Genomic DNA, 19,957 nt, shown 5'->3' on the forward strand with positions numbered 1-19,957 from the left:
CCTTAATGACGCGGGGAAGAAAGCAGCAGGCTATGTGAACCAGACGCATCCATGCAAACATTGGCCGGGCTAACCCTGTCAGCCCAGCAACCGAACGGGTGCACGGCATGCCGACGGACGAGTGACTCCGATGGACATTGCAGCGCAGCCGACGTGGAATAACCCGATGCGAATTACTTGCCTGCATACCGCTTCCAGCAATATCAGGGTCTTCGATGCCGCCGCAGAAAGGCTGGGGATCGCGCCCAATGTTCTGCAGCATGAAGTGCGCGCAGACTTGCTCGCCGCCGCCGAACAGGCCGGTGGCCTGACCGTGGACATTGCCAACGCAACCGCCTCGGCGCTGCGCCTGCTCTCGCTTGAGGCCGACGCCGTGGTGCTCACCTGCTCGACGTTGGGCCCGGTGGTCGACGGGCTTTCGCCAGGCGCCGCCATTTTACGAACTGACCAAGCACTGGCCTTCGCGGCGGCTCAGGCAGGCGGCAACATTGCCGTCCTGTGCGCCGTGGAAACGACACTGGAACCCACCACTCGCCTGTTCCAGCAGGCCGCGCAATTCACCAGCGCGTCGGTGGATGTGCAATGGGTGCCAGGCGCGTGGGCGCTGTTTAAGGCAGGCGATCTCGACGGCTACCTGGCCGTGATTGCGAACGCGGCAGACCGCGCCTATAGGGATGGTGCCTCCACTGTCGCACTGGCCCAGGCCTCCATGAGTGGCGCCGCCGCGCGGGTCACCGCAGGGCCGCCGCCCCTCAACAGCCCGACGGCAGGCCTGAGCGCCGCCCTGCAGACCATCCTCAAGGGTCGATGACTGGCGGCGGTCAGCAAGCCTTTTCCAGCAGCACCGGCGAAAGTCCGACCTGCAACAAATACGCCTCCAAGGATTCGATACTGCCTGACGAAACAATCGCGCCGATATAGCCATCCGGACGCACCAGCACCCACTCGCCAGGCGCCAGTTCGTATGCGTCTTGAAACTGCCCCTGGTCATCGATTAGCTCACCGTGTGCGCCGATGAGGTGGATATGCAGCCCGGCCCGAGGCGACACCAAGCCGGGTGTAACGCCGTATCCCAGAAGTGTCCAATGCGGCCCCTTGAACAGATCAAACAGGCGCAGTGATTGCCCACCGGCGCCGCGCAGTCGCGCATCCGGCGCACGGGTGCCGACGCGTTCGGCGTGCCCCAGCGCAAGTGACGATTGCGGGTAGCCCAGGTCGAGTTGATGCACTTCCCTGCCCCGGCGCATGTCGCCGCGTTGCATGCCCTGGAGCAACTGGGTCGACAAGCCCAGCACCGCAGCGGCTATCGGGCGCCGCTCTTGTTCATAAGTGTCGAGCAACGTCTCAGGTGCACCGTTGGCCACCGCCGCCAGTTTCCAGCCCAGGTTGTAGGCATCCTGCACGCTGGTATTGAGCCCCTGGCCGCCAGTGGGTGGATGAATGTGCGCAGCGTCGCCGACCAAAAACACCTGCCCGACGCGGTAGTGATCGGCCAAGCGGGCATTCATGCTGTAGGCCGACGCCCAGGACACGGCGTGCACTTGGATGTCATCGCGCCCGGTACGCTTTGCGATGAAGGCCGTCAGCCCTTGTGCGCTGAGGTCGACCTGAGCCTGGAGCGCAATCGGCGCCTGAATCTGGAACAGCTCGGTGCCCGCCAGAGGGCACACGGCGACCTGTCGTAGCAGGTCGCCTTCGCCGAAGCGGTGCCAGCAGCCGCGCGTAAGCCCTGACAACTGCACATCGGCGACCAGCGCACGCGCGCCCAGCGTCTTACCCGGAAAGCCGATTTCAAGGGCATGACGCACAAAACTGCGGCCGCCATCGGCGCCCACCAGCCAGCGCGCGCGCACCGATTGCGTACCTGCCGCGCTGGCCAGCTGTACGCTGACGCCCTCGTCATCCTGCTCGAATCCCACCAGTTCGCAACCAAACTCCGGCCGGTGCCCTAGCTCGAGCAAGCGTTCGCGCATCACGCGCTCGGTCAGAAATTGCGGCACCATCAACGGTTGTTGATACGGCTCGGCCGCCGTCGAGGCGTTGCGCTCGATGGAATCGGCATCGGTGTAGCTGCCATCGTCGCGGTAGCGCCGCTCAGTCGGATAGACTCCACCCACAGCGAACAGGCGATCCAGAATCCCGAGGTCTTCGAAAATTTCCTGTGACCGCGGCTGAATGCCCTTGCCACGTGAGCCGTGAAAAGGCTCGGCGTTTTTCTCGACCAGGCGGAACGTGATACCCCGTCGCGCCAAGTCGATCGCCAGGGTCAGGCCGGCCGCACCGGCACCGCAAATCACTACATCGACAGCGCATCGCTTGTTCATACGGATCACCTATATGTGCAATACGCACATATTATGACGGAGAAACACAGTGTCAACAAAAAGCGTGCAAAACGCACATATGAGCGCACAACTGCGTGACTTGCACGGCTCGCTCGTGGAGATCGTTGGGGTGATGAACCGCCCCCAGCGTGACGAAGCAATGGTGCGCGAGGCCGGGATTTCCCTGGACCGCGCGCTGTTTCCGCTGCTGGTACTGGTTGAACGGTTGGGCCCGATTGGCGTGGTCGAGCTGGCCGACCGCGTGGGCCGCGACTACACCACCGTGAGCCGCCAAGTGGCGAAACTGGAAAGCCTTGGCCTGATCCTGCGCCAGGAAAGCGCCGTGGACCGGCGTGTACGCGAGTCAGTCATCACCGAAAAAGGCAAAGCCATGACCGACCGCGTGGATGACGCCCGCGAGCGCATGGGCGTGTCGATCTTCTCGACCTGGGAGGAAGGCGATTTCGAAAACCTGGTACGCCTGATGCGTAAATTCGCCGAGGACATCAAGGACGACTCGATACGGGCAACCAAAGGTCTACGCTGACACCCCACGGGCAAGGGTCACCAGGGTAACGTCACGCCGTGCCGAGCCGTGAAGGTCAGGCCCGGCACACCGACGTGCTTCCACGATGTCCACCACCAGCGGGCTGCTTTCGCCGATTTCGAGCGGCGCACCGGGGCCGCCCATTCGCGTGCGCACCCAGCCCGGCGCGGCCAGCAGATAGCTACACGCCATCAATCGAGTGAGCGGGCGCTGCCGCTCGCAATCCCAGAACAAAAGCTATTTTTGTTGTACACAAAATATTTCTAAAGATTTACCGCCTCCGAGCCGAAACAAGCAGTGATAGCAAATCGCCGTCTCGCTGATAGAGACGATGATTTGGTCGCCCTCCCTGCCGATGGTCGTCTCGATGAAGATAAAAAATAAGCTGGTACTCGCGTTCGTCTCCGTGGCCTTTATCCCGGTCAGCCTGGTCGCGCTGATCTGCGTGATGAACACACGAACCCAGGCGGTGGAGCAATTCATCGACGGCAGCACCCGTGAAATACGCCAGATCGATGGCAACATCCGGCAATTCTTCGATGGCACCTTGCAAAACGTCGATCAGATGTCCGCTGATCCTGTATACACTTCGCTGAACACGCTCAAGGATTACCGGCCTGCCAATGCGGCCAGCCAACCGCTGCCGGCCCAGGCTCAGCAGGTCATCGACCAATTCGCGCGCTTCGGCGCCACCCACCCTTCGGCGGCCATTTTGTCCATCGGCCTGGAAGACGGCACCTACGCCAAATGGCCCGATGACCCGCAACTGTCCCAGTACGACCCGCGTACCCGCCCCTGGTACAAGGCCGCGATGGCCAGCCCCAACAAAACCGTGCGCACCCCTGCTTACTATTACGACAAGGATGACGTGGCCCTGGTGGGCACCGCGCGCGCGCTGCTGGACACCACCGGTAAGGCCAAGGGCGTGTTCGTGGTGAGTGTGTCGCTGAAGAACCTCACCGAATTGCTCAAGAGCATCAAGCTGGGTGAAAGCGGCTACGTGATGCTGATCGAAGACGGCGTGGTGCTGGTCGACCCGCGCGATGCCGCGCACAACTTCAAGCCGCTCAAAGCGCTTGGCGCGCCTTACGCGCATCTGGCCGAAACGGCCCAGGGTTCCACCGAGGTGGTCATCGACGGCGTGCGCTACATGGCCAACGTCTGGACCTCGCCCGGCCTCGGCTGGCGCTACGTCGGGCTGATCGAATACAACGAGGTGATGGCGGCTGCCACGCGCATGACGTACCTGACCGCAGCCATTGTGGCGGTGCTGGTGTTGATCTTCGGGCTGATTGCAGCGGCGTTTTCCAAGGTGATCGTCAAACCGATCGGCCAGGTCAGCACCGGTTTGCAATCCATTGCCCAAGGTGAAGGCGATCTGCGCCATGAATTGCAGGTGCAGGGCAAGGATGAAACCGCCGAACTGGCTGGCTGGTTCAATAAGTTTCTCGCCGCTATCCGTCAGCTGATCCAGCATATCGGCGCGGCCTCGACCAACTTGCAGGACGCGTCACGGGTCAACAGCCAGGTGGCGCACAACATGAACGACGCCGCTGGACGCCAGCGTGAGGCGGTGGAACTGGTGTCCACTGCGTTCAACGAAATGGTCGCCACCGCCAACGAGGTCGCGCGCTCCTGCAGTGGCGCTGCCGAGTCGGCCGAGAACGGCCATCGCCGCGTGGCCGAGGGCAAGCAACAGATCGAAGTCACCACCGATAACGTCAATCGCCTGGGCCGCCGCCTGACCGAGTCGTCCCAGGCGATGGTCGAGCTGGAAGCCGGCAGCCGCAGCATCAACCAGATCCTCGGCACCATTCGCGCCATCGCCGAACAGACCAACCTGCTGGCGCTCAACGCGGCGATCGAAGCGGCCCGCGCCGGTGATCAAGGCCGTGGGTTTGCCGTGGTGGCCGATGAGGTACGCGCGTTGGCCAAGCGCACTTCGGACTCCACTGGCGAGATCGAGCAACTGCTCGGCACCCTGGGCAGCAAGACCGAGGAAGTCACGCAGAAGATGAGCAGTTGCCTGGACCTGTCACGCGCCAGCGTGTCGTCGATTGAAAGCGCGCGAGACAGCTTTGAGGGCATTCAGCTGTCGGTGAATGAAATCCGCGACCAGAACCTGCAGATTTCCGCCGCCGCCGAGGAGCAACACAGCGTCGCCGAAGAGATCAACCGGCACATCCAGCAGATCTACGACGAGGCGCGATTGGTCGAAAGCCTGGCCAACTCAGCTCAGGATGATTCGGGGCGATTGGCAGGTTTGTCGGATGAGTTGAACGCCTTGGTGGGACGCTTCAAGTCCTAAAGCGTGCGGCGCTGGAAGTCTGCAATCTGTTGCCACATCGCCGCCGGGTTGGAATACATCGGGAAGTGCCCGCACTGGGCAATCAGCGCCAGCCGCACGCCATAGACGCTTGGCTGCGCGGCCGAAATGCTGTTCTTCGGCCACGGCAAGGAACAGCCAGAGGTGGCGAATCAGGCGAAAGTTGATCATAGGCTCAGCGCCAATATACCTATCTAGCCTGCAGTTAAACCATCCAGCTGACAAAGGCCTGCAGGCGCGTGGAAAACGCCGCGCATTCGGCACTCGGGTTACGCGCCTCAAACAAAAAGTAGGCGATCTGGACACGCATCGACGGGTAATGCTGCACGAACAAAGCCACATGCTCTTCCAGGGTTTGCGGCCAGCCTGACGCGTCTGCCATGCGCAACGTGTGCGTCGCCCGAATCAACTTGCGCGCCGCTTCGCGTTGCAGGCGAAGTCGCTCGGGTACCGTGCTGGCGTGTTCGATGCGTGTGAGGTAGCCGCTCAACACCGGCTCGAAGTCACCATTGAGCGCCAAGGCGATGTCACGTGAGGGCCGAAACGGCTCGAAGCGCAGCGACAGATCATCGCCCCACACGCAACGGCAATGGTGCTTGAGCCAGAAGCCCCAGCGGTTGCGGTTCTCGGGCGCCAGCACCGCGGCGCGGTGGCCGATGTCGAAGTCGATCTTGCTCACCACCTCGTGCCGTTGCTCCAGGGCCTGGCGCAGCTGCTCCAACGCCTCGAGTACGTGCGCATCCGGCGGATCAGTCAGCACCAGCGTCACATCAAGGTCGGACTCGCCTGGGCTGGCATCGCCCCTCGCTACACTGCCGTAGAGGTAAAGGCTGTGCAAGCCCAGCCCTGAGCCTGCCAGAGACTCGCGCACATCGGCCAGCAGCGGTTGGAATTGAGCTTGAATGGGCACATCGCCAATGCTCAGCACACAGCCATTGGCATCGACACCTGGAGGCGCGCTCATGGGCGATGCACCTCAATCACCAAGCCTTCCGACTCACTGGGCACACAGAAATGGCGCGTGATCAGGTCGAACTCGGCGTCCGTGGCGGCAAAATCATGCTCACCCTGAGCATTGCGCGCATGCAAGCGGGCGCGGCAGGTGGCGTCGTCCAGTTCCAGGTAATGCAGGCGGTGCGGCGCTTGAGCCGCTTGCGCCAGGCCCAGCAACCACTCACGGTTGGCCAGTGTGTTCGCCGGGAAATCAAGCACCACATTGATGCCTGATTTCAACAGATTGATCACCAACGGCCCCACTACCGCGCGAACACGCTGGGCGCAGCGCAGGTAATCGGCAATCGACAGAATCTCACCCGGATAGAGCTGCGCCAGCCACTGGTCTTCGCTGAGCACCAGGGCGGCGTGCTCGGCGGCCAGGGTTTGAGCCAGGGTGGATTTGCCGGAGGCAATCTTGCCGCACAACAGATGCAGGGTTGGCATGGAACGGTTCCTTATGTCGGGCCACGCAGCATGCCATTTTTCACGCCGAACGACGTTGCCAATACTCATAAAATGCCAGCGCCGCGACGTTCTTGTCTTTGGCCTCCAGCATGATGTCGAAGCGCTCAAGAAACTGCAGCGCGTAGTCATTGGTCCAGCGGTTCCACATTTGCGCGCTGTGCGCGTACAGATCGCGCTTGGCGACCATCTTCAGGAGCGCGTCCATTTCCAGCTTGTGCTCAGCATCAAACCCCAGCGCTTGCAGGCTTTCCTGGGGCTGGGAGTAATGCATCGTCGGGCGTACGCCGCGCCAGCTTTCGATGACGCGGGCAACCCGTGGCGAATCGGGGTCGATGTATTCGTCTTCGTTGATCCAGCAGTGATGAATGTCCAGCACCACCGGTGCCAGGTCGGCGACTTGCAGACAGTGGTCCAGGCCGTAGGTTTTTTCGTCGTTTTCAAAGGTGATGCAGTTACGCGCCACCTCGGACAAGCGTGACCACACCGCGCGGGTGCCTTCAACGCCCAAGCGGCCGGCGATGTGGACGTTGCACTTGAGGTCCTGAAAGCGGCGGCCGTAGCCCATCATGCGGATCATGTCGGCGTGGTATTCGAACTCGGCCACGCTGTTTTCCACCACGCCTGGGTTGTCCGAGCCCAGCACGCAATATTGCCCAGGGTGAAAGGACAAACGGATATCCGAGGCGCGAGCCAGGTCGCCGATGGCGGCGAACCCCTCGCTCAACTGACGCACAAGGGCCGGGTCTTTGTAGACATCTGCCACTTTCGGGTGGCTGTAGAACGGCAGCAGGTCACTGCTCAAGCGCAGCATGCGCAGCGTCGCAGGCAGCTCGGCGACATACGCCAGCAGGCGCAATTGCGCTGCGAGGTTGTGGGTCACCACCTCGACCAATTTGCTGCGCGCGACCTGAGGTTCGACGCTCTCCATCCAGCGCAAAGTGGTGGTACGCGGGTTGTAGGGGCCTTCGATTAACTTGAGCGCACTGGCTGACGGCAGGCGTTCAGGGTGCTTGTACTGGCAGGCAAAGCCGATGCGAGGATGGGTCATGGAAAGGCCAGGTAATGAGTGAGCGTGAGGGCAACAGAATGTTAGGCGCATGGCGCCGCTAAGGGTTCATTCAACCCGCGTCGTGCGTGAATCAAGTTGAATCCCGGTTTCACCTGGCGGTCACCTATAAGGAACGATAACGCAATGGAGGTGATGATGAACCTTGCAATGACACTCTGCAGCCTGTTTGCCGGCTGGATGGCAATTGTGTTTTCCATGACGTGGGGCCTGTTGCGCGTCCTGCGCTGGCACCATGCTTAGCACCCCCGACGGGCGCTACTTTGTGGTCAAGGGTCAGCTGTGGCGTTGCACCAACCCCGAGCTGGATGAAGCCACGCGACAGCGCTGGGTCAACGCTTTGATGGACGCGCGCCGCGCCGTCAAGTCGGCCAAGGCCAACGGCGACGCCGGCCAATTGCGCGCGGCGCGCCAGCAGGTGCAGCAGGCCAAGGTCGCACTCGGTGAGCGTGGTCCGGTGTGGTGGCGTGATGGCAGCCCGGACTACAACCGTTACCGGGTGGCCAATACGCCGTATGCGGCGTGGTTTGAAAAACATCTCGACACGAAGCCCCACTGAACTTTCTTACAAATGCCAGGCTCCTTTCCTATGCGAAGTCACCGTGCCCTGATCCCAGGGTGCTGAACGATAAGGAGCCGCCACCGCATGACTACCCTCCCCGCCTATCCCACCGTCCGACCTGGCCCGCTGCACTCGATCTTGCTGGCCGGCGCCGTGCCATTGTTTTTGGGTGCCTTGCTCAGTGACATTGCCTACGGCCAGACCTACCAGATCCAGTGGGCCAACTTTGCGTCCTGGCTGATCGCCGGCGCGTTGGTGTTCAGTGGCTTTGCGCTGTTGTTTGCGCTGGTCAACCTGCTGCGCGCCGAACGCAAGGCCGGGCGCCCCGCGGCTTATTTCCTGCTGCTGTTGGCGACGTGGGTGCTGGGGCTGGTCAACGCCTTTCAGCACGCCAAGGACGCCTACGCGATGATGCCTGGCGGCCTGATCCTGTCGGTGATCGTCACGGTGCTGGCCATCGCCGCAACGTGGATCGGCCTGACTAACCTGCGCTCGGGAGTTGCCCAATGAAACCATTCCACACCCTGAGCGTATTGAGCGCCGCCCTGTTGCTGACCGCCTGTGGTGGCGAAGGCGACAAAACCCAGGCCCGCGGCCCCGACCCGAAATTGCCCGAGCAACAAAGCAGTCTGTTGCCGAGCATGAAAATTGCCGAGCCCGCGCCCTGGGGCGAGCAGAAACCCAAGGTGCCCGAGGGCTACAGCGTTACCGCCATTGCCACCGACCTGGCTATCCCGCGCCAGACCCTGGTGCTGCCCAACGGCGACATCCTCGTCGCCGAAGGCCGTGGCGGCAGCGCGGCCAAGCTCAAGCCCAAGGACGTGATCGCCAGCGTGATCAAGGCCGAGGGCAACACCAAGGTCAAGGGCGGCAACCGCCTGACGCTGCTGCGCGACGCCGACGGTGACGGCACCTATGAATTGAAAACGGTATTTGCCGACAACCTCAACGCGCCTTATGGCCTGGCCTACGCCGACGGCAAACTCTACGTCGCCAACCAGGACGCGCTGGTGCGTTTTGACTACGCCGACGGCCAGACCAAAGCCAGTGGCCCGCCCACCACAATCACCGACCTGCCGGCGCAGATCAACCATCACTGGACCAAGTCCCTGGCGGTGAGTGAGGACGGGCGCCAGCTGTACGTGGGCATCGGCTCCAACAGCAACATCACCGAGCGCGGCATGGAAGTCGAAATCGACCGGGCGATGGTCTGGCAGATCGACGCCGCCACCGGCGCGCACAAACCCTACGCCACCGGCATTCGCAACCCGACCGCGCTCACGATTCAACCCGGCTCCGGGCAATTGTGGGCGGTGGCCAACGAGCGCGATGAACTCGGCCCGGACCTGGTGCCCGACTACCTGACCTCGGTGCGTGAAGGCGCCTTCTATGGCTGGCCCTACAGCTACTGGGGCCAGAACGTCGACCCACGCGCGCAACCGCAGAACCCGGCGAAAGTCGCCGCCGCCATCAAGCCCGATTACAGCCTGGGCTCCCACGTTGCAGCGTTGGGTGTGGACTTTTCCAGCCCTGCGATGGGTGAGAAATTCGCCGACGGTGCGTTTGTCGGCGAGCACGGCAGCTGGAACCGCGATAACCCGGTGGGCTACAAAGTGATCTTCGTGCCCTTCAGCAATGGCAAACCGGCGGGTGAACCGATTGATTTTGCCACCGGTTTTCGTGGCGATGACGGCAAGACGCGTGGGCGCCCAGTAGGCGTGACGGTGGACCCCAAAGGTGCGCTGATCATCGCCGACGACCTGGCCAATACCATTTGGCGCGTAACACGTAATCGCTAGCCCGTGCATGACAGGGGCGATTCGCCCCTGTCAGCCCTCACCGTGCAATTGCATTTCAAGCCAGGCCAGCAGCGCCGCAACTTCGCTGCGCGGGCCTGCGCCTTGCTGCCTGTAGACCGAAATCGCCTCGGGTAGCTGCACGCTCTCGGCGCAGGGTCTTACCAGCGCCCCACTTTCAATCAAACGGCTGGCGGTGCGACGCCAGCCCATGGCGATACCGTGCCCTTCCACAGCGGCCTGCAACATCAACGGGTAGCTATCGAAGGTGGCGCCACGCGCATCCGCGGCCAAGACCTGACCGAATGCCTGCAACCACTCGTCCCACTCCATCAAATGCGGTGGCGCGGCGCTGTGGTGCAAAAACGTGTGGGCGTGCAATTCGGTGAGTGGTAAGGGGTGTTCAGCGTTCAGGTACGCAGGACTGCAGACCGGAAATACCTCGTCAGAGGCGGTGAGCATCAACGGGTGGGCGCCACTGGGGCGTCGGGTACTTTGCAGGGCCACGTCGAAGTGGTCCTTGAACTCCGTGAGGGGCCGGGTCGAGGTCACCACCTGGATTTCGATGTGCGGGTATTGCTGGTGAAACGTCGACAGACGTGGCATCAGCCAATAAAACGCCTCGCAGAGCTGGCAGAGCAGCACCACACGACGCTGGGCCGTGGACGCGCGCAAACCCGCAGCGCCGTCACTGATGCTGTGCAGCGCCTGGCTGACCACCTGGCCCAATTCACGCCCTTCCTGGGTCAGGAAAACCGCACGATTACGTCGATAAAACAGCTTCACCCCGAGGTTGTCTTCCAGCCCACGAATTTGCCGGCTGACCGCCGCCTGAGTGATGTGCAGCTCATCCGCCGCCCTGGAGAAACTCTCCAGGCGGGCTGCCGCTTCAAACGGTAGCAGGCTGGCGAGCGGCGGCAGGTTTTTACCAAGCGTATTCATAATCTGAGGTTATGCATCCGGGGCCGAGAACTCGTTTGTAGCACAGCCCGGCGGGTGTGCACCATTCATCCATGACTTCACGGATGCCTCGGATGACCTCACTACGAACCTCTTTTTTTGTTGGCGTGCTGCTCGCGTGTGTCGCCACATTGGGCTGGGCGCTGAACTTCATCGCCCCTTATGTCACTGGTGACTACAGCCTCTATGACCTGATGGCCGTACGGTTTCTGGGGGTCGGCGTACTGGGCGTGGGCGGAGTGATCCTGTGCCGGGCCCAACTGAAATGGCTCAGCCCAAGGCAATGCTGGCTGGCCGCAGCGCTCGGCGCGGCAGGTTGCCTGGCGTACGGCGTGTGCATCGGCGCAGGCGTGATGTTGGGCGGCCCGGTATTGACGCCCGCGTGTGTCGGCATGGTGCCAGTGCTACTGGCCCTGGTTGGCAATGCCCGGAACAAGACCGTGGCGTGGGGCCGGCTGGCGGCGCCTTTAGCGTGCCTGACGCTGGGGCTTTTGCTGTCGAACATCAGCAGCCTGCACCAGCCGGCGTTGAGTACCGTTTCGTGGCTGGCCGGTGTGTTTTTTTCGTTCAGCGCCGTTGCCTTGTGGCTGGGGTTCAGTGTGATCAATCAAAAACACCTGACCACCCTTCCAGCAACCGCCACCGGCCTGTGGACCGCGTTGATGCTGGTGGGGGCCGGCGGCACTGCCCTTTGCCTGCTGCCGTTGCTCTGTGTATTCAACCTGCTGCGCCTGCCAACCCTGGGATTTGGCCTCGCCCAGGCCGGTGCACTGTATGCCTGGAGCCTGATCATCGCGCTGATGTCCACGGTGGTCGGCGCCTGGGCCTGGAATGCTGCCACCCGACGACTGCCGATGGTGCTCAGCGGCCAATTGATTGCCCTCGAATCACTCTTTGCGACCCTGCTCGGCCTGTGGTTTCACGGTCGCGGCCCTTCGTGGATGGAAGCCACCGGCCTCGCGGCGGTGCTGATCGGCGTGGTCATGGCGGTGGGTATTATCCTGACCGGCACAAAGCCTACCGCAACGCCCAACACTGACGAGAGCGCCGAGGATGACCCACAGCATCGGCTCACTTGCACCCACCGCGACCTTTGAGTGTCACGGCCTGGCTATCTGGTGAAAGCAGCGAAGAGCGATCGTCGGGCGTTAAAACGGTTGACTTGATTGCCTTAGGCAACTATATATTTGCTTGAGGCAACCAACCGAGCACTGCCATGACCACGACCCTTGTCGAACGCGCCGCGATCATTCGCGGTTTCAACCGTTTTTACACCCATCAGATCGGCGTGCTGCAGGAACACTTGCTGCAAAGCGATTTCTCGCTGACCGAAATCCGCGTGATGTACGAACTCTCCTCCCGTGGCGACCTGACCAGCGCCGACCTGTGCCAGATGCTCGGCCTTGATGCGGGCTACCTGAGCCGGCTGATCAGCGGCTTCGAAAAGAAAGGTCTGGTCCAGAAAGTTCGCTCCGTCACCGATGCGCGTGCGGTGCAACTGCACCTCAGTGACCTTGGTCGATCAGTGCTGGCGCCGCTGGAAAACCAGACCCAACAGGAAGTCATCGCCTTGCTCGAAGCCTTGCCCGAGCAGCAACAGCAGCAACTTACGGCGTCGATGCAGCGTATCCAGACACTGTTGCAAGGCGGCACACCAAGTTACCTGCTGCGCGACCCGCAGCCCGGCGACATGGGCCGGGTGGTGCAACAGCAATCGGCGCTGTATGCGCGTGAGTACCACTGGAATTGGGAGTTTGAAGCGTTGGTGTCGGAGATTGTCGCCAAGTATTTGCGCGAATTCGACCCGAGCGCCGAGCGCTGCTGGATCGCCGAAAAGGACGGCGAAGTGGTGGGGTCAATCTTCGTGGTGCGCCATGACGAAACCACCGCCAAGCTGCGCATGCTCTACGTGGACGCCAGTGCACGGGGCATGGGCATCGGTCAGCGACTGGTGGAGGAATGCCTGCGTTTTGCGCGCAATGCCGGTTACAAAAGCATGCTGTTGTGGACGGTCGACGCGCTGACCGATGCACGCAAGCTGTATCAGAAAGCCGGCTTCCGCCTGGTAGACGAAGAAGCGACGGTGAGCTTTGGCAAATCGTTGATCAGTGAAACCTGGGCCCGCGAGCTGTAAGGCGTTCCCGCGCTGTCGCCAGCGCGGGCGTTTGCGCGGTTAGAGGTCAGTGATTTCTTTATGGCGCGGCACCAGCGCCTTCATCACGCTCCACGCCACCAGGTAGGCCAGGGCACAGATCGCAAACATGATCATGTAGCCGGTGTGGATGTCGTTGATGGACTTGTAGTAGTCGAACACCCAGCCACCGATCTTGGTCATCACCACACCGCCCAAGCCCCCGGCCATGCCGCCGATGCCAACCACCGAGGCGACGGTTTTTTGCGGGAACATATCGGACACGGTAGTGAAGATGTTGCACGACCACGCTTGGTGCGCCGAGGCGCCCACACCGATCAGCAGCACCGGCACCCAGAAGCTCAGGTAGCCAAAGGGCTGCGCCAGCAACACCACCAGCGGGAACAGCGCGATCACCAGCATGGCTTTCATGCGCCCGTCGTAGGGTGCATCGCCACGGGCCATGAAGTAGCTGGGGAACCAGCCGCCGCCGATACTGCCGACCATGGTCATGCTGTACAGCACGGCCAGCGGCATCACGATGTCCGCGCCTTTCATGCCGTATTGCGCCGACAGGTAAGTGGGCAGCCAGAACAGGAAGAACCACCACACGCCGTCAGTCATGAACTTGCCGAAGGCAAATGCCCAGGTCTGGCGGTAGGTCAGCAGTTTGAACCACGAGACTTTTTTCGCAACAGCACCCGCAGGTTCTGGCGTGAACGGCTGCACCGTCTGGTCGCTACGGATGTAAGCCAGCTCTTCGGCCGACAAGCGTTTTTGCTGCTCCGGTTTTTCGTAAACCGCCGCCCACACCGCCACCCAGACAAAGCCCAACATGCCGATGACCATAAAGGCCGCTTCCCAGCCCCAGATGCCGGCAATCAAGGGCACGCAGATCGGCGCCAGGATCGCCCCCACGTTAGCGCCGGAGTTGAAGATACCGGTGGCCAGCGAGCGTTCTTTTTTCGGGAAGTATTCGGCAGTGGCCTTGATCGCGATGGGGAAGTTGCCCGCCTCGCCAATCGCCAGCACGGCGCGCGACAGCATGAAACCGGCAATCGACACCGGAATCACCGCCAGGCCGATAGCGCCGCTCACCGCAGCGATGCCCTCACCCATCGGCACCGAGAACGCATGCAGGATGGCGCCGGTGGACCAAATGCCAATCGCCACCACGTAGGCGGCCTTGGTGCCGATCTTGTCGACAAAGCGTCCGGCAAACAGCATGGAAATCGCGTAGACAAACTGGAACACCGCCGCGATGTTGGCGTAGTCCGTGTTGCTCCAGCCAAATTGCGTCGACAACTGCGGCGCCAGAAGGCTGAGGACTTGGCGGTCGAGGTAGTTGACGGTAGTGGCAAAGAACAACATCGCGCAGATGGTCCAGCGATAGTTGCCGACGGCCGTGCCGACGCGATGGGCGTTGATGGGCTCATTCAAATTCATGGCATCACTTTTTATTTTTGTTAGATAAGACATATGCAACGTCATATGTCGTCGTACAACTGTGACTTTTATATCGGGCCGCCTACCCGGTGTCAATCTCCAGAATTGCCTTTTAACCAGGGATTAAGCAGATCTGAAAATGCTTAACTACGCGCAGTTGTAGGATGACAAATCCTGAATACCCGACTGGGTGCTTTGCCGGGCACATCATCAAGCAGGCCGAAGGGCTGCATGCCGAGCTTCTCCAACACACGGATCGACGCGGCGTGATCCGGTCGCACCAGCCCGAATACCTGAGGTAGTCCCAGCGTTTGAAACGCCATCGTCAGCGCGTCGTGGCCTAGCTCGGTGGCATAGCCCTGCCCCCAGGCATCGACCGCGAAGCGATAGCCCAGGTTGATGCGCCGCTCGGTCAGGTAATTGAGCGGCGCCACGCCGCCAAAGCCGATCAGGTGATCGGGCGCCTCGCGACGGGCAATGGCCCACCAGCCGTAGCCCTGGCTGGCCCATTGTTCGAGCCAGTGGTTGAGCAGGCGCTGCGCGTCGTCGAGGCTGGCCATTGGGCCACTCGGGTTGAACAGGTTTGTCTGCGGGTCGCCGAAGATCGCGAACAATCGGTGCACATCGCTGGGCTCTGGCGTGCGATAGATCAGGCGTGAGGCGGTGACGGGCATTCTGATAATTCCCTAGTCAGGTCGTGAAGTTCAATTCATCTGCAAAAAAAGGTAAATAGCGGTGAATTATTTCATGTCCGCTTGTATCTGAACTGACAGAGCGGTGCCATCGCAACGATGGCACCTCCCCTGTTCTGTTTTAGAGTGGCCCGCATGAAATTACGTAAGAAAAGCGTCAAACCCATCGGATTGAAAGACATCACCATCGTCGACGATGCCAAGGTGCGCAAGGCGATTACCGCCGCCGCCCTGGGTAACGCCATGGAGTGGTTCGACTTTGGTGTCTACGGTTTCGTCGCCTATGTGCTCGGCAAGGTGTTCTTCCCGGATGCCTCACCGAGCGTGCAAATGATTGCCGCCTTGGCCACCTTCTCGGTGCCCTTCCTGATTCGCCCGCTGGGTGGCCTGTTCTTCGGTGCGCTGGGCGACAAATACGGACGGCAGAAAGTCCTCGCCGCAACCATCGTCATCATGTCCTTGAGCACCTTTGCCATCGGCCTGATTCCCGGGTATGCCTCGATTGGCATCTGGGCACCGATCCTGCTGTTGCTGTGCAAAATGGCCCAAGGGTTCTCGGTAGGCGGTGAGTACACCGGCGCCTCGATCTTCGTCGCCGAGTACGCCCCGGACCGTAAACGCGGGTTCCTCGGCAGCTGGCTGGATTTTGGTTCGATTGCCGGTTTCGTGCTCGGCGCCGGTGTGGTGGTGCTGATTTCGACAATCCTCGGTGAAGCCGATTTCGAGGCGTGGGGCTGGCGTCTGCCGTTCTTCCTCGCCCTGCCTTTGGGCATCATCGGTTTGTACCTGCGTCACGCGCTGGAAGAAACCCCGGCGTTCCAGCAGCACATGGACAAACTTGAACAAGGCGACCGCCAGGGCCTGACCCACGGTCCCAAGGTGTCGTTCAAAGAGGTGGCTACCCAGCACTGGCGCAGCCTGCTGACCTGCATCGGTATCGTCGCGGCCACCAACGTGACGTACTACATGTTGCTCACCTATATGCCGAGCTACCTGTCGCACAACCTGCATTACAAAGAAAACAGCGGCGTGCTGATCATCATCGCCATCATGGTCGGCATGCTGTTCGTGCAGCCGTTCATCGGTTTTGTCAGCGACAAGATTGGCCGTAAACCCTTCATCATCGCCGGCAGCGTCGGGCTGCTGTTGCTGTCTATCCCGGCGTTTATGTTGATTACCAGCGGTAAAATCGGCCTGATTTTCGCCGGTCTGTTGATTCTGGCCGTGGTGTTGAACTTCTTTATCGGCGTGATGGCCTCGACGCTGCCGGCTATGTTCCCGACCCACATTCGCTATAGTGCGCTGGCCAGCGCGTTCAACGTCTCGGTACTGATCGCCGGCCTCACACCCACCGCGGTGGCCTGGCTGGTGGAAAGCACCAACAACCTGTACATGCCCGCTTACTACCTGATGGTGTTTGCGGTGGTCGGCCTGATTACCGGCCTGACCATGAAGGAAACCGCGAACAAGCCGTTGCGCGGCGCGGCGCCAGCAGCGTCCGATATGGAAGAAGCCAAGGAAATACTGCAAGAGCACCATGACAATATCGAGCAGAAGATCGAAGACATCGATGCCGAAATTGCCGCCCTGGAAGCCAAGCGCCAGAACCTGGTGCAACAGCATCCGCGAATCAACTGATACCTGACCATGCGTGGTGGCCCCCGCCGCCACGCCACTGGAGTGCCCAAGCATGGTTCCAAGCGTCACCGCAGCCCACTCGTTACTCAGCGCGGACGAACGCGCCGCCATCGCCGAAATCGAAGCCACTACCAGCATCCTGCAACTGGTAACCCGCCTGACCGGCATGCGCTTTGCCGGCATTGCCAAATTCACTGACCTGAAATGGGTGGTGTGCTCGGTCCATGACCCGCTGCACATGGGGATTCATGTCGACGACGTACTCGATCTGGAAACTACCTTGTGCAGTGAATTCTGCGTCGACCCGCAGGCACTGTTCATTCCGCAAATCAGCCAGAATGGCCGCTTCGCCACCCGCCCGGTGGTCAAGCAGTACGCCATCGAAAGTTACGCCGGTGCGCCGATCTTTCTGCCCGACGGCCGCCTGTTCGGCGCGCTGTGTGCACTGGACTCACGGGCAATGCTGTTTGACGACCCCAACCTGACGGAAACCCTGAGCCTGTTTGCCCGGCTGATTGGCTGTATTTTCTTCGCTAACCTGACAACAGCTGATCAGTAACCACGGCCCTGCCCCGCCGTGCCGCACTATCGCGCTTTGGCGGCATGCCAAACAATCGGCTGTACTCGCGACTGAACTGTGAAGGGTTTTCATAGCCCACAGCGCCGGTAGGCTGGTGGATTTGGCTTTCCAATGGGCAATCGACTCAGGTGCCACCCTGGGTATCTGGCTTACCTGGCCTCGCGGCGTGCCACAGCGACCTAAATGCCCCCCAGCGCTACCTGAAAAACTGACTCGGGGTTTTGCCAAACTGTTTCTTGAACATGCTGGTGAACGCGCTTGGGCTTTCATAGCCCAGCTCGATGGCCACATCGATGATCTTCTCCCCCACCGCAATGCGCTCCAGCGCCAGCAGCAACCGCGCCTGCTGGCGCCATTGGCCGAAGGTCAGGCCGGTTTCCTTGCGGAACAGGCGCTGGATGGTTTTCTGGTCCAGGTCCAGGCGATCACTCCAATCGGCGACCGTCGAGGCATCACCCGGTTCCTGCTGCAGCGCCTGGCAGATACGGTTGATGCGCAGGTCGGCCGGCTGGGGCAGTGACAGCGGCAAGGCCGGCAGGATCGCGAGTTCGTCGAGGATCAGGTGCATGATCCTCGCCTCGCGCGAGTCCTCGGCGTACGGCGGCTTCAAACTCACCGAGGCTTTGATCAGCTCGCTCAACAACGGCGACACACTGACGGTCTTGGGCTCGCTCGGCAGGTTGGGGAAACAGTCCGGGCGCACAAACACGCTGCGCATCTTCAACGTGCCCACGCAACGCAGCGAATGCACTTGCCCGCTGGGCATCCAGAACCCGCGATTGGGCGGCACCGTCCATTGGTTCAACGCCGAATACACCACCATCACGCCTTCGACGGCGTACAACAGTTGATGCTTTTCGTGACTGTGGTCGGGGATCACCCAGTTTTCGGGGTAATCGGTCGCAGAACTGATGACAGCCCAGTCGCCCTCGTCGATCTCCCGCAGAAATACATCCAGTGGTTTGATGATTTCGCCCTTTTTGCGATGGTTGGCGCCCGAATTACGCGAGACAGGCATTTTCAGCGAATCTAGCATAAACGCCGCAACATTTAGAAACGGGCAGCGCGCTAAAGTACGCACTGCCCCTGTTCGCTGCCTTGTATGGAATGCCTGCATGTCGAGCCTGACCGCGCCACCCGCCACTGCAACCGCTACGCCGCAAATAAGCCCCTTGGTCATGCGTGTCCTGGGCGCCTGTGCCCTGGCGCACATGATCAACGACCTGATCCAGGCCGTGCTGCCGTCGATCTACCCGATGCTCAAGGCCAACTACGGGCTGAGCTTTACCCAGGTCGGCCTGATCACCCTCACCTTCCAGTTGACCGCGTCCTTGCTGCAACCCTGGATCGGCTACCACACCGACCGCCATCCCAAGCCCTGGCTGCTGCCGGCGGGCATGGTGTGCACGCTGATCGGCATCCTGATGCTGGCGTTTGTCGGCACCTTCCCGTTGATCCTGCTGGCGGCGGCGCTGGTCGGGGTCGGGTCGTCGACCTTCCACCCGGAAACCTCACGCGTGGCACGCCTGGCCTCGGGCGGGCGCTATGGCCTGGCACAATCGACCTTCCAGGTCGGCGGCAACACCGGCAGCGCGTTTGGCCCGTTGCTGGCGGCGGCGATCATCATTCCCTACGGCCAAACCCATATCGCCTGGTTCGGGCTGTTCGCCGTGTTCGCGATCATGGTGCTGTACGGCTTGAGCCGCTGGTACCGCCACCACCTCAACCTGTTCAAGCTCAAGCAAGGCGGCAAGGCCACCCACGGTTTGTCCAAGGGCCGCGTGACATTTGCCCTGGTGGTACTGGCGCTGCTGGTGTTCTCCAAATACTTCTACATGACCAGCCTGACCAGCTACTTCACCTTTTACCTGATCGAGAAATTCCACCTGTCGGTGGCCAGCTCGCAGATGTACCTGTTCCTGTTCCTCGGCGCGGTGGCCGTCGGCACCTTTGCCGGTGGCCCGATCGGCGACAAGATCGGGCGCAAGAAAGTCATCTGGTTCTCGATCCTCGGCGCCGCGCCCTTCACCCTGGCCCTGCCCTACGTCGACCTGTTCTGGACGGCCGTGCTCAGCGTGGTGATCGGCTTCATCATCGCCTCGGCCTTCTCGGCCATCGTGGTCTTCGCCCAGGAACTGGTGCCCGGCAACGTCGGGATGATCGCCGGGATCTTCTTCGGGCTGATGTTCGGCTTCAGCGGGATTGGCGCCGCGCTCCTGGGCTTGCTCGCCGACAACCACGGCATCGAGTACGTCTACAAAATCTGTTCGTTCCTGCCACTGGCGGGCATCCTGACAATCCTGCTGCCTTCGACCAAAGGCGTCTGACCGGCCAATCATCGGCTGGCCGTATGCTATTACACGGAGTGCTCTGAAAAACCTGCGTGTGCGCTTACAATCCGGATATTCAAGCGCACACCCAGGCAGAC

Annotated in this window: 20 protein-coding genes and 3 pseudogenes; 12 read left to right on the forward strand and 11 right to left on the reverse strand. The window is 61.4% G+C overall.

Translation table 11 applies throughout. The annotated features are described in order from the left end of the window. The first annotated feature begins 130 nt into the window (after positions 1-130). Positions 131-811, forward strand: coding sequence for an aspartate/glutamate racemase family protein (locus tag ABWL43_RS15650; protein WP_404483044.1), 681 nt, complete (start codon positions 131-133; stop codon positions 809-811). 10 nt (positions 812-821) lie between these two features. On the opposite strand, the gene ABWL43_RS15655 is transcribed toward ABWL43_RS15650, so the two are convergent. Beyond that, positions 822-2,324, reverse strand: coding sequence for an FAD-dependent oxidoreductase (locus ABWL43_RS15655; protein WP_404483045.1), 1,503 nt, complete (start codon positions 2,322-2,324; stop codon positions 822-824). Positions 2,325-2,403: 79 nt separating this feature from the next. Between ABWL43_RS15655 and ABWL43_RS15660 the strand changes: the two genes are divergently transcribed. Then, positions 2,404-2,871, forward strand: a complete 468-nt coding sequence (locus ABWL43_RS15660) for a MarR family winged helix-turn-helix transcriptional regulator (protein ID WP_145161118.1) — start codon at positions 2,404-2,406, stop codon at positions 2,869-2,871. On the opposite strand, the gene ABWL43_RS15665 is transcribed toward ABWL43_RS15660, so the two are convergent. Further along, on the reverse strand, positions 2,863-3,063 hold the full coding sequence (locus ABWL43_RS15665; RefSeq protein ID WP_404483046.1) for a hypothetical protein: 201 nt from the start codon (positions 3,061-3,063) through the stop codon (positions 2,863-2,865). The two genes, ABWL43_RS15660 and ABWL43_RS15665, sit on opposite strands and share 9 nt — an antisense overlap. Positions 3,064-3,319: 256 nt before the next feature. Between ABWL43_RS15665 and ABWL43_RS15670 the strand changes: the two are divergent. After that, positions 3,320-4,324 (forward strand): annotated as a pseudogene (locus tag ABWL43_RS15670) (cache domain-containing protein); the annotation flags it as partial. A gap of 87 nt (positions 4,325-4,411) precedes the next feature. Then, positions 4,412-5,179, forward strand: coding sequence for a methyl-accepting chemotaxis protein (locus ABWL43_RS15675; protein WP_370004774.1), 768 nt, complete (start codon positions 4,412-4,414; stop codon positions 5,177-5,179). On the opposite strand, the pseudogene ABWL43_RS15680 reads toward ABWL43_RS15675, so the two are convergent. The 4 genes and pseudogenes from ABWL43_RS15680 to uvsE all read right to left on the reverse strand — a co-directional run. Beyond that, a pseudogene (locus ABWL43_RS15680) lies at positions 5,176-5,280 on the reverse strand (alpha/beta hydrolase); the annotation flags it as partial. The gene ABWL43_RS15675 and the pseudogene ABWL43_RS15680 sit on opposite strands and share 4 nt — an antisense overlap. A 122-nt stretch (positions 5,281-5,402) precedes the next feature. Next, positions 5,403-6,161, reverse strand: a complete 759-nt coding sequence (locus ABWL43_RS15685; RefSeq protein WP_404483048.1) for a nucleotidyltransferase domain-containing protein — start codon at positions 6,159-6,161, stop codon at positions 5,403-5,405. Then, positions 6,158-6,637 carry an AAA family ATPase gene (locus ABWL43_RS15690; protein WP_369303106.1) on the reverse strand — a complete coding sequence of 160 codons (480 nt, stop codon included), beginning with the start codon at positions 6,635-6,637 and terminating at the stop codon, positions 6,158-6,160. Before ABWL43_RS15690 ends, ABWL43_RS15685 begins: the two co-directional genes overlap by 4 nt. Positions 6,638-6,677: 40 nt before the next feature. Further along, a complete protein-coding gene (gene uvsE / locus ABWL43_RS15695; protein WP_404483049.1) occupies positions 6,678-7,706 on the reverse strand; it encodes a UV DNA damage repair endonuclease UvsE in 1,029 nt (342 codons plus the stop codon). A gap of 253 nt (positions 7,707-7,959) precedes the next feature. Between uvsE and ABWL43_RS15700 the strand changes: the two genes are divergently transcribed. The 3 genes from ABWL43_RS15700 to ABWL43_RS15710 all read left to right on the forward strand — a co-directional run bounded on the left by ABWL43_RS15700 (position 7,960) and on the right by ABWL43_RS15710 (position 10,085). Further along, positions 7,960-8,283, forward strand: a complete 324-nt coding sequence (locus ABWL43_RS15700; protein ID WP_404483050.1) for a hypothetical protein — start codon at positions 7,960-7,962, stop codon at positions 8,281-8,283. An 87-nt stretch (positions 8,284-8,370) separates the two neighbouring features. Beyond that, entirely contained in the window at positions 8,371-8,796 is a 426-nt protein-coding gene (locus tag ABWL43_RS15705; protein ID WP_106579007.1) for a DUF2231 domain-containing protein, read from the forward strand. Beyond that, positions 8,793-10,085 (forward strand): sorbosone dehydrogenase family protein, encoded by a 1,293-nt coding sequence (locus ABWL43_RS15710; protein ID WP_145161130.1) that lies wholly within the window; start codon positions 8,793-8,795, stop codon positions 10,083-10,085. The genes ABWL43_RS15705 and ABWL43_RS15710 overlap by 4 nt, the downstream gene beginning before the upstream one ends. Positions 10,086-10,115: 30 nt before the next feature. Here the strand turns inward: ABWL43_RS15710 and ABWL43_RS15715 are convergent, their stop codons facing one another. Further along, positions 10,116-11,024, reverse strand: a complete 909-nt coding sequence (locus ABWL43_RS15715) for a LysR substrate-binding domain-containing protein (RefSeq protein WP_124417657.1) — start codon at positions 11,022-11,024, stop codon at positions 10,116-10,118. 92 nt (positions 11,025-11,116) lie between these two features. On the opposite strand from ABWL43_RS15715, the gene ABWL43_RS15720 reads away from it, so the two are divergent. Continuing rightward, positions 11,117-12,139, forward strand: coding sequence for a DMT family transporter (locus ABWL43_RS15720; RefSeq protein ID WP_404483051.1), 1,023 nt, complete (start codon positions 11,117-11,119; stop codon positions 12,137-12,139). A 119-nt stretch (positions 12,140-12,258) separates the two neighbouring features. Continuing rightward, positions 12,259-13,176 (forward strand): GNAT family N-acetyltransferase, encoded by a 918-nt coding sequence (locus ABWL43_RS15725; RefSeq protein WP_404483052.1) that lies wholly within the window; start codon positions 12,259-12,261, stop codon positions 13,174-13,176. Between the two features lie 39 nt (positions 13,177-13,215). Here ABWL43_RS15725 and ABWL43_RS15730 read toward each other — a convergent pair whose 3' ends face one another. Together ABWL43_RS15730 and ABWL43_RS15735 are read right to left on the reverse strand one after the other, a co-directional pair. Beyond that, positions 13,216-14,619, reverse strand: coding sequence for an MFS transporter (locus ABWL43_RS15730; RefSeq protein ID WP_262210987.1), 1,404 nt, complete (start codon positions 14,617-14,619; stop codon positions 13,216-13,218). 143 nt (positions 14,620-14,762) lie between these two features. Next, a complete protein-coding gene (locus tag ABWL43_RS15735; protein WP_404483053.1) occupies positions 14,763-15,293 on the reverse strand; it encodes a GNAT family N-acetyltransferase in 531 nt (176 codons plus the stop codon). Positions 15,294-15,446: 153 nt separating this feature from the next. Here ABWL43_RS15735 and proP point away from each other — a divergent pair, with 153 nt between their 5' ends. Beyond that, on the forward strand, positions 15,447-16,949 hold the full coding sequence (proP, locus tag ABWL43_RS15740) for a glycine betaine/L-proline transporter ProP (protein WP_145161138.1): 1,503 nt from the start codon (positions 15,447-15,449) through the stop codon (positions 16,947-16,949). Between the two features lie 52 nt (positions 16,950-17,001). After that, complete coding sequence (locus ABWL43_RS15745; protein WP_404483054.1) at positions 17,002-17,508, forward strand: GAF domain-containing protein; 507 nt, start codon at positions 17,002-17,004, stop codon at positions 17,506-17,508. Here ABWL43_RS15745 and ABWL43_RS15750 read toward each other — a convergent pair. Then, a pseudogene (locus tag ABWL43_RS15750) lies at positions 17,483-17,608 on the reverse strand (AraC family transcriptional regulator); the annotation flags it as partial. The gene ABWL43_RS15745 and the pseudogene ABWL43_RS15750 overlap by 26 nt on opposite strands. 117 nt (positions 17,609-17,725) lie before the next feature. Further along, positions 17,726-18,547 (reverse strand): helix-turn-helix domain-containing protein, encoded by an 822-nt coding sequence (locus ABWL43_RS15755; RefSeq protein ID WP_145161142.1) that lies wholly within the window; start codon positions 18,545-18,547, stop codon positions 17,726-17,728. Positions 18,548-18,644: 97 nt separating this feature from the next. On the opposite strand from ABWL43_RS15755, the gene ABWL43_RS15760 reads away from it, so the two are divergent. Then, positions 18,645-19,856 (forward strand): MFS transporter, encoded by a 1,212-nt coding sequence (locus ABWL43_RS15760; protein WP_262210989.1) that lies wholly within the window; start codon positions 18,645-18,647, stop codon positions 19,854-19,856. Positions 19,857-19,957 lie beyond the last annotated feature (101 nt).

It is taken from the genome of Pseudomonas sp. HT11, assembly GCF_044875395.1.
Classification (GTDB): domain Bacteria; phylum Pseudomonadota; class Gammaproteobacteria; order Pseudomonadales; family Pseudomonadaceae; genus Aquipseudomonas.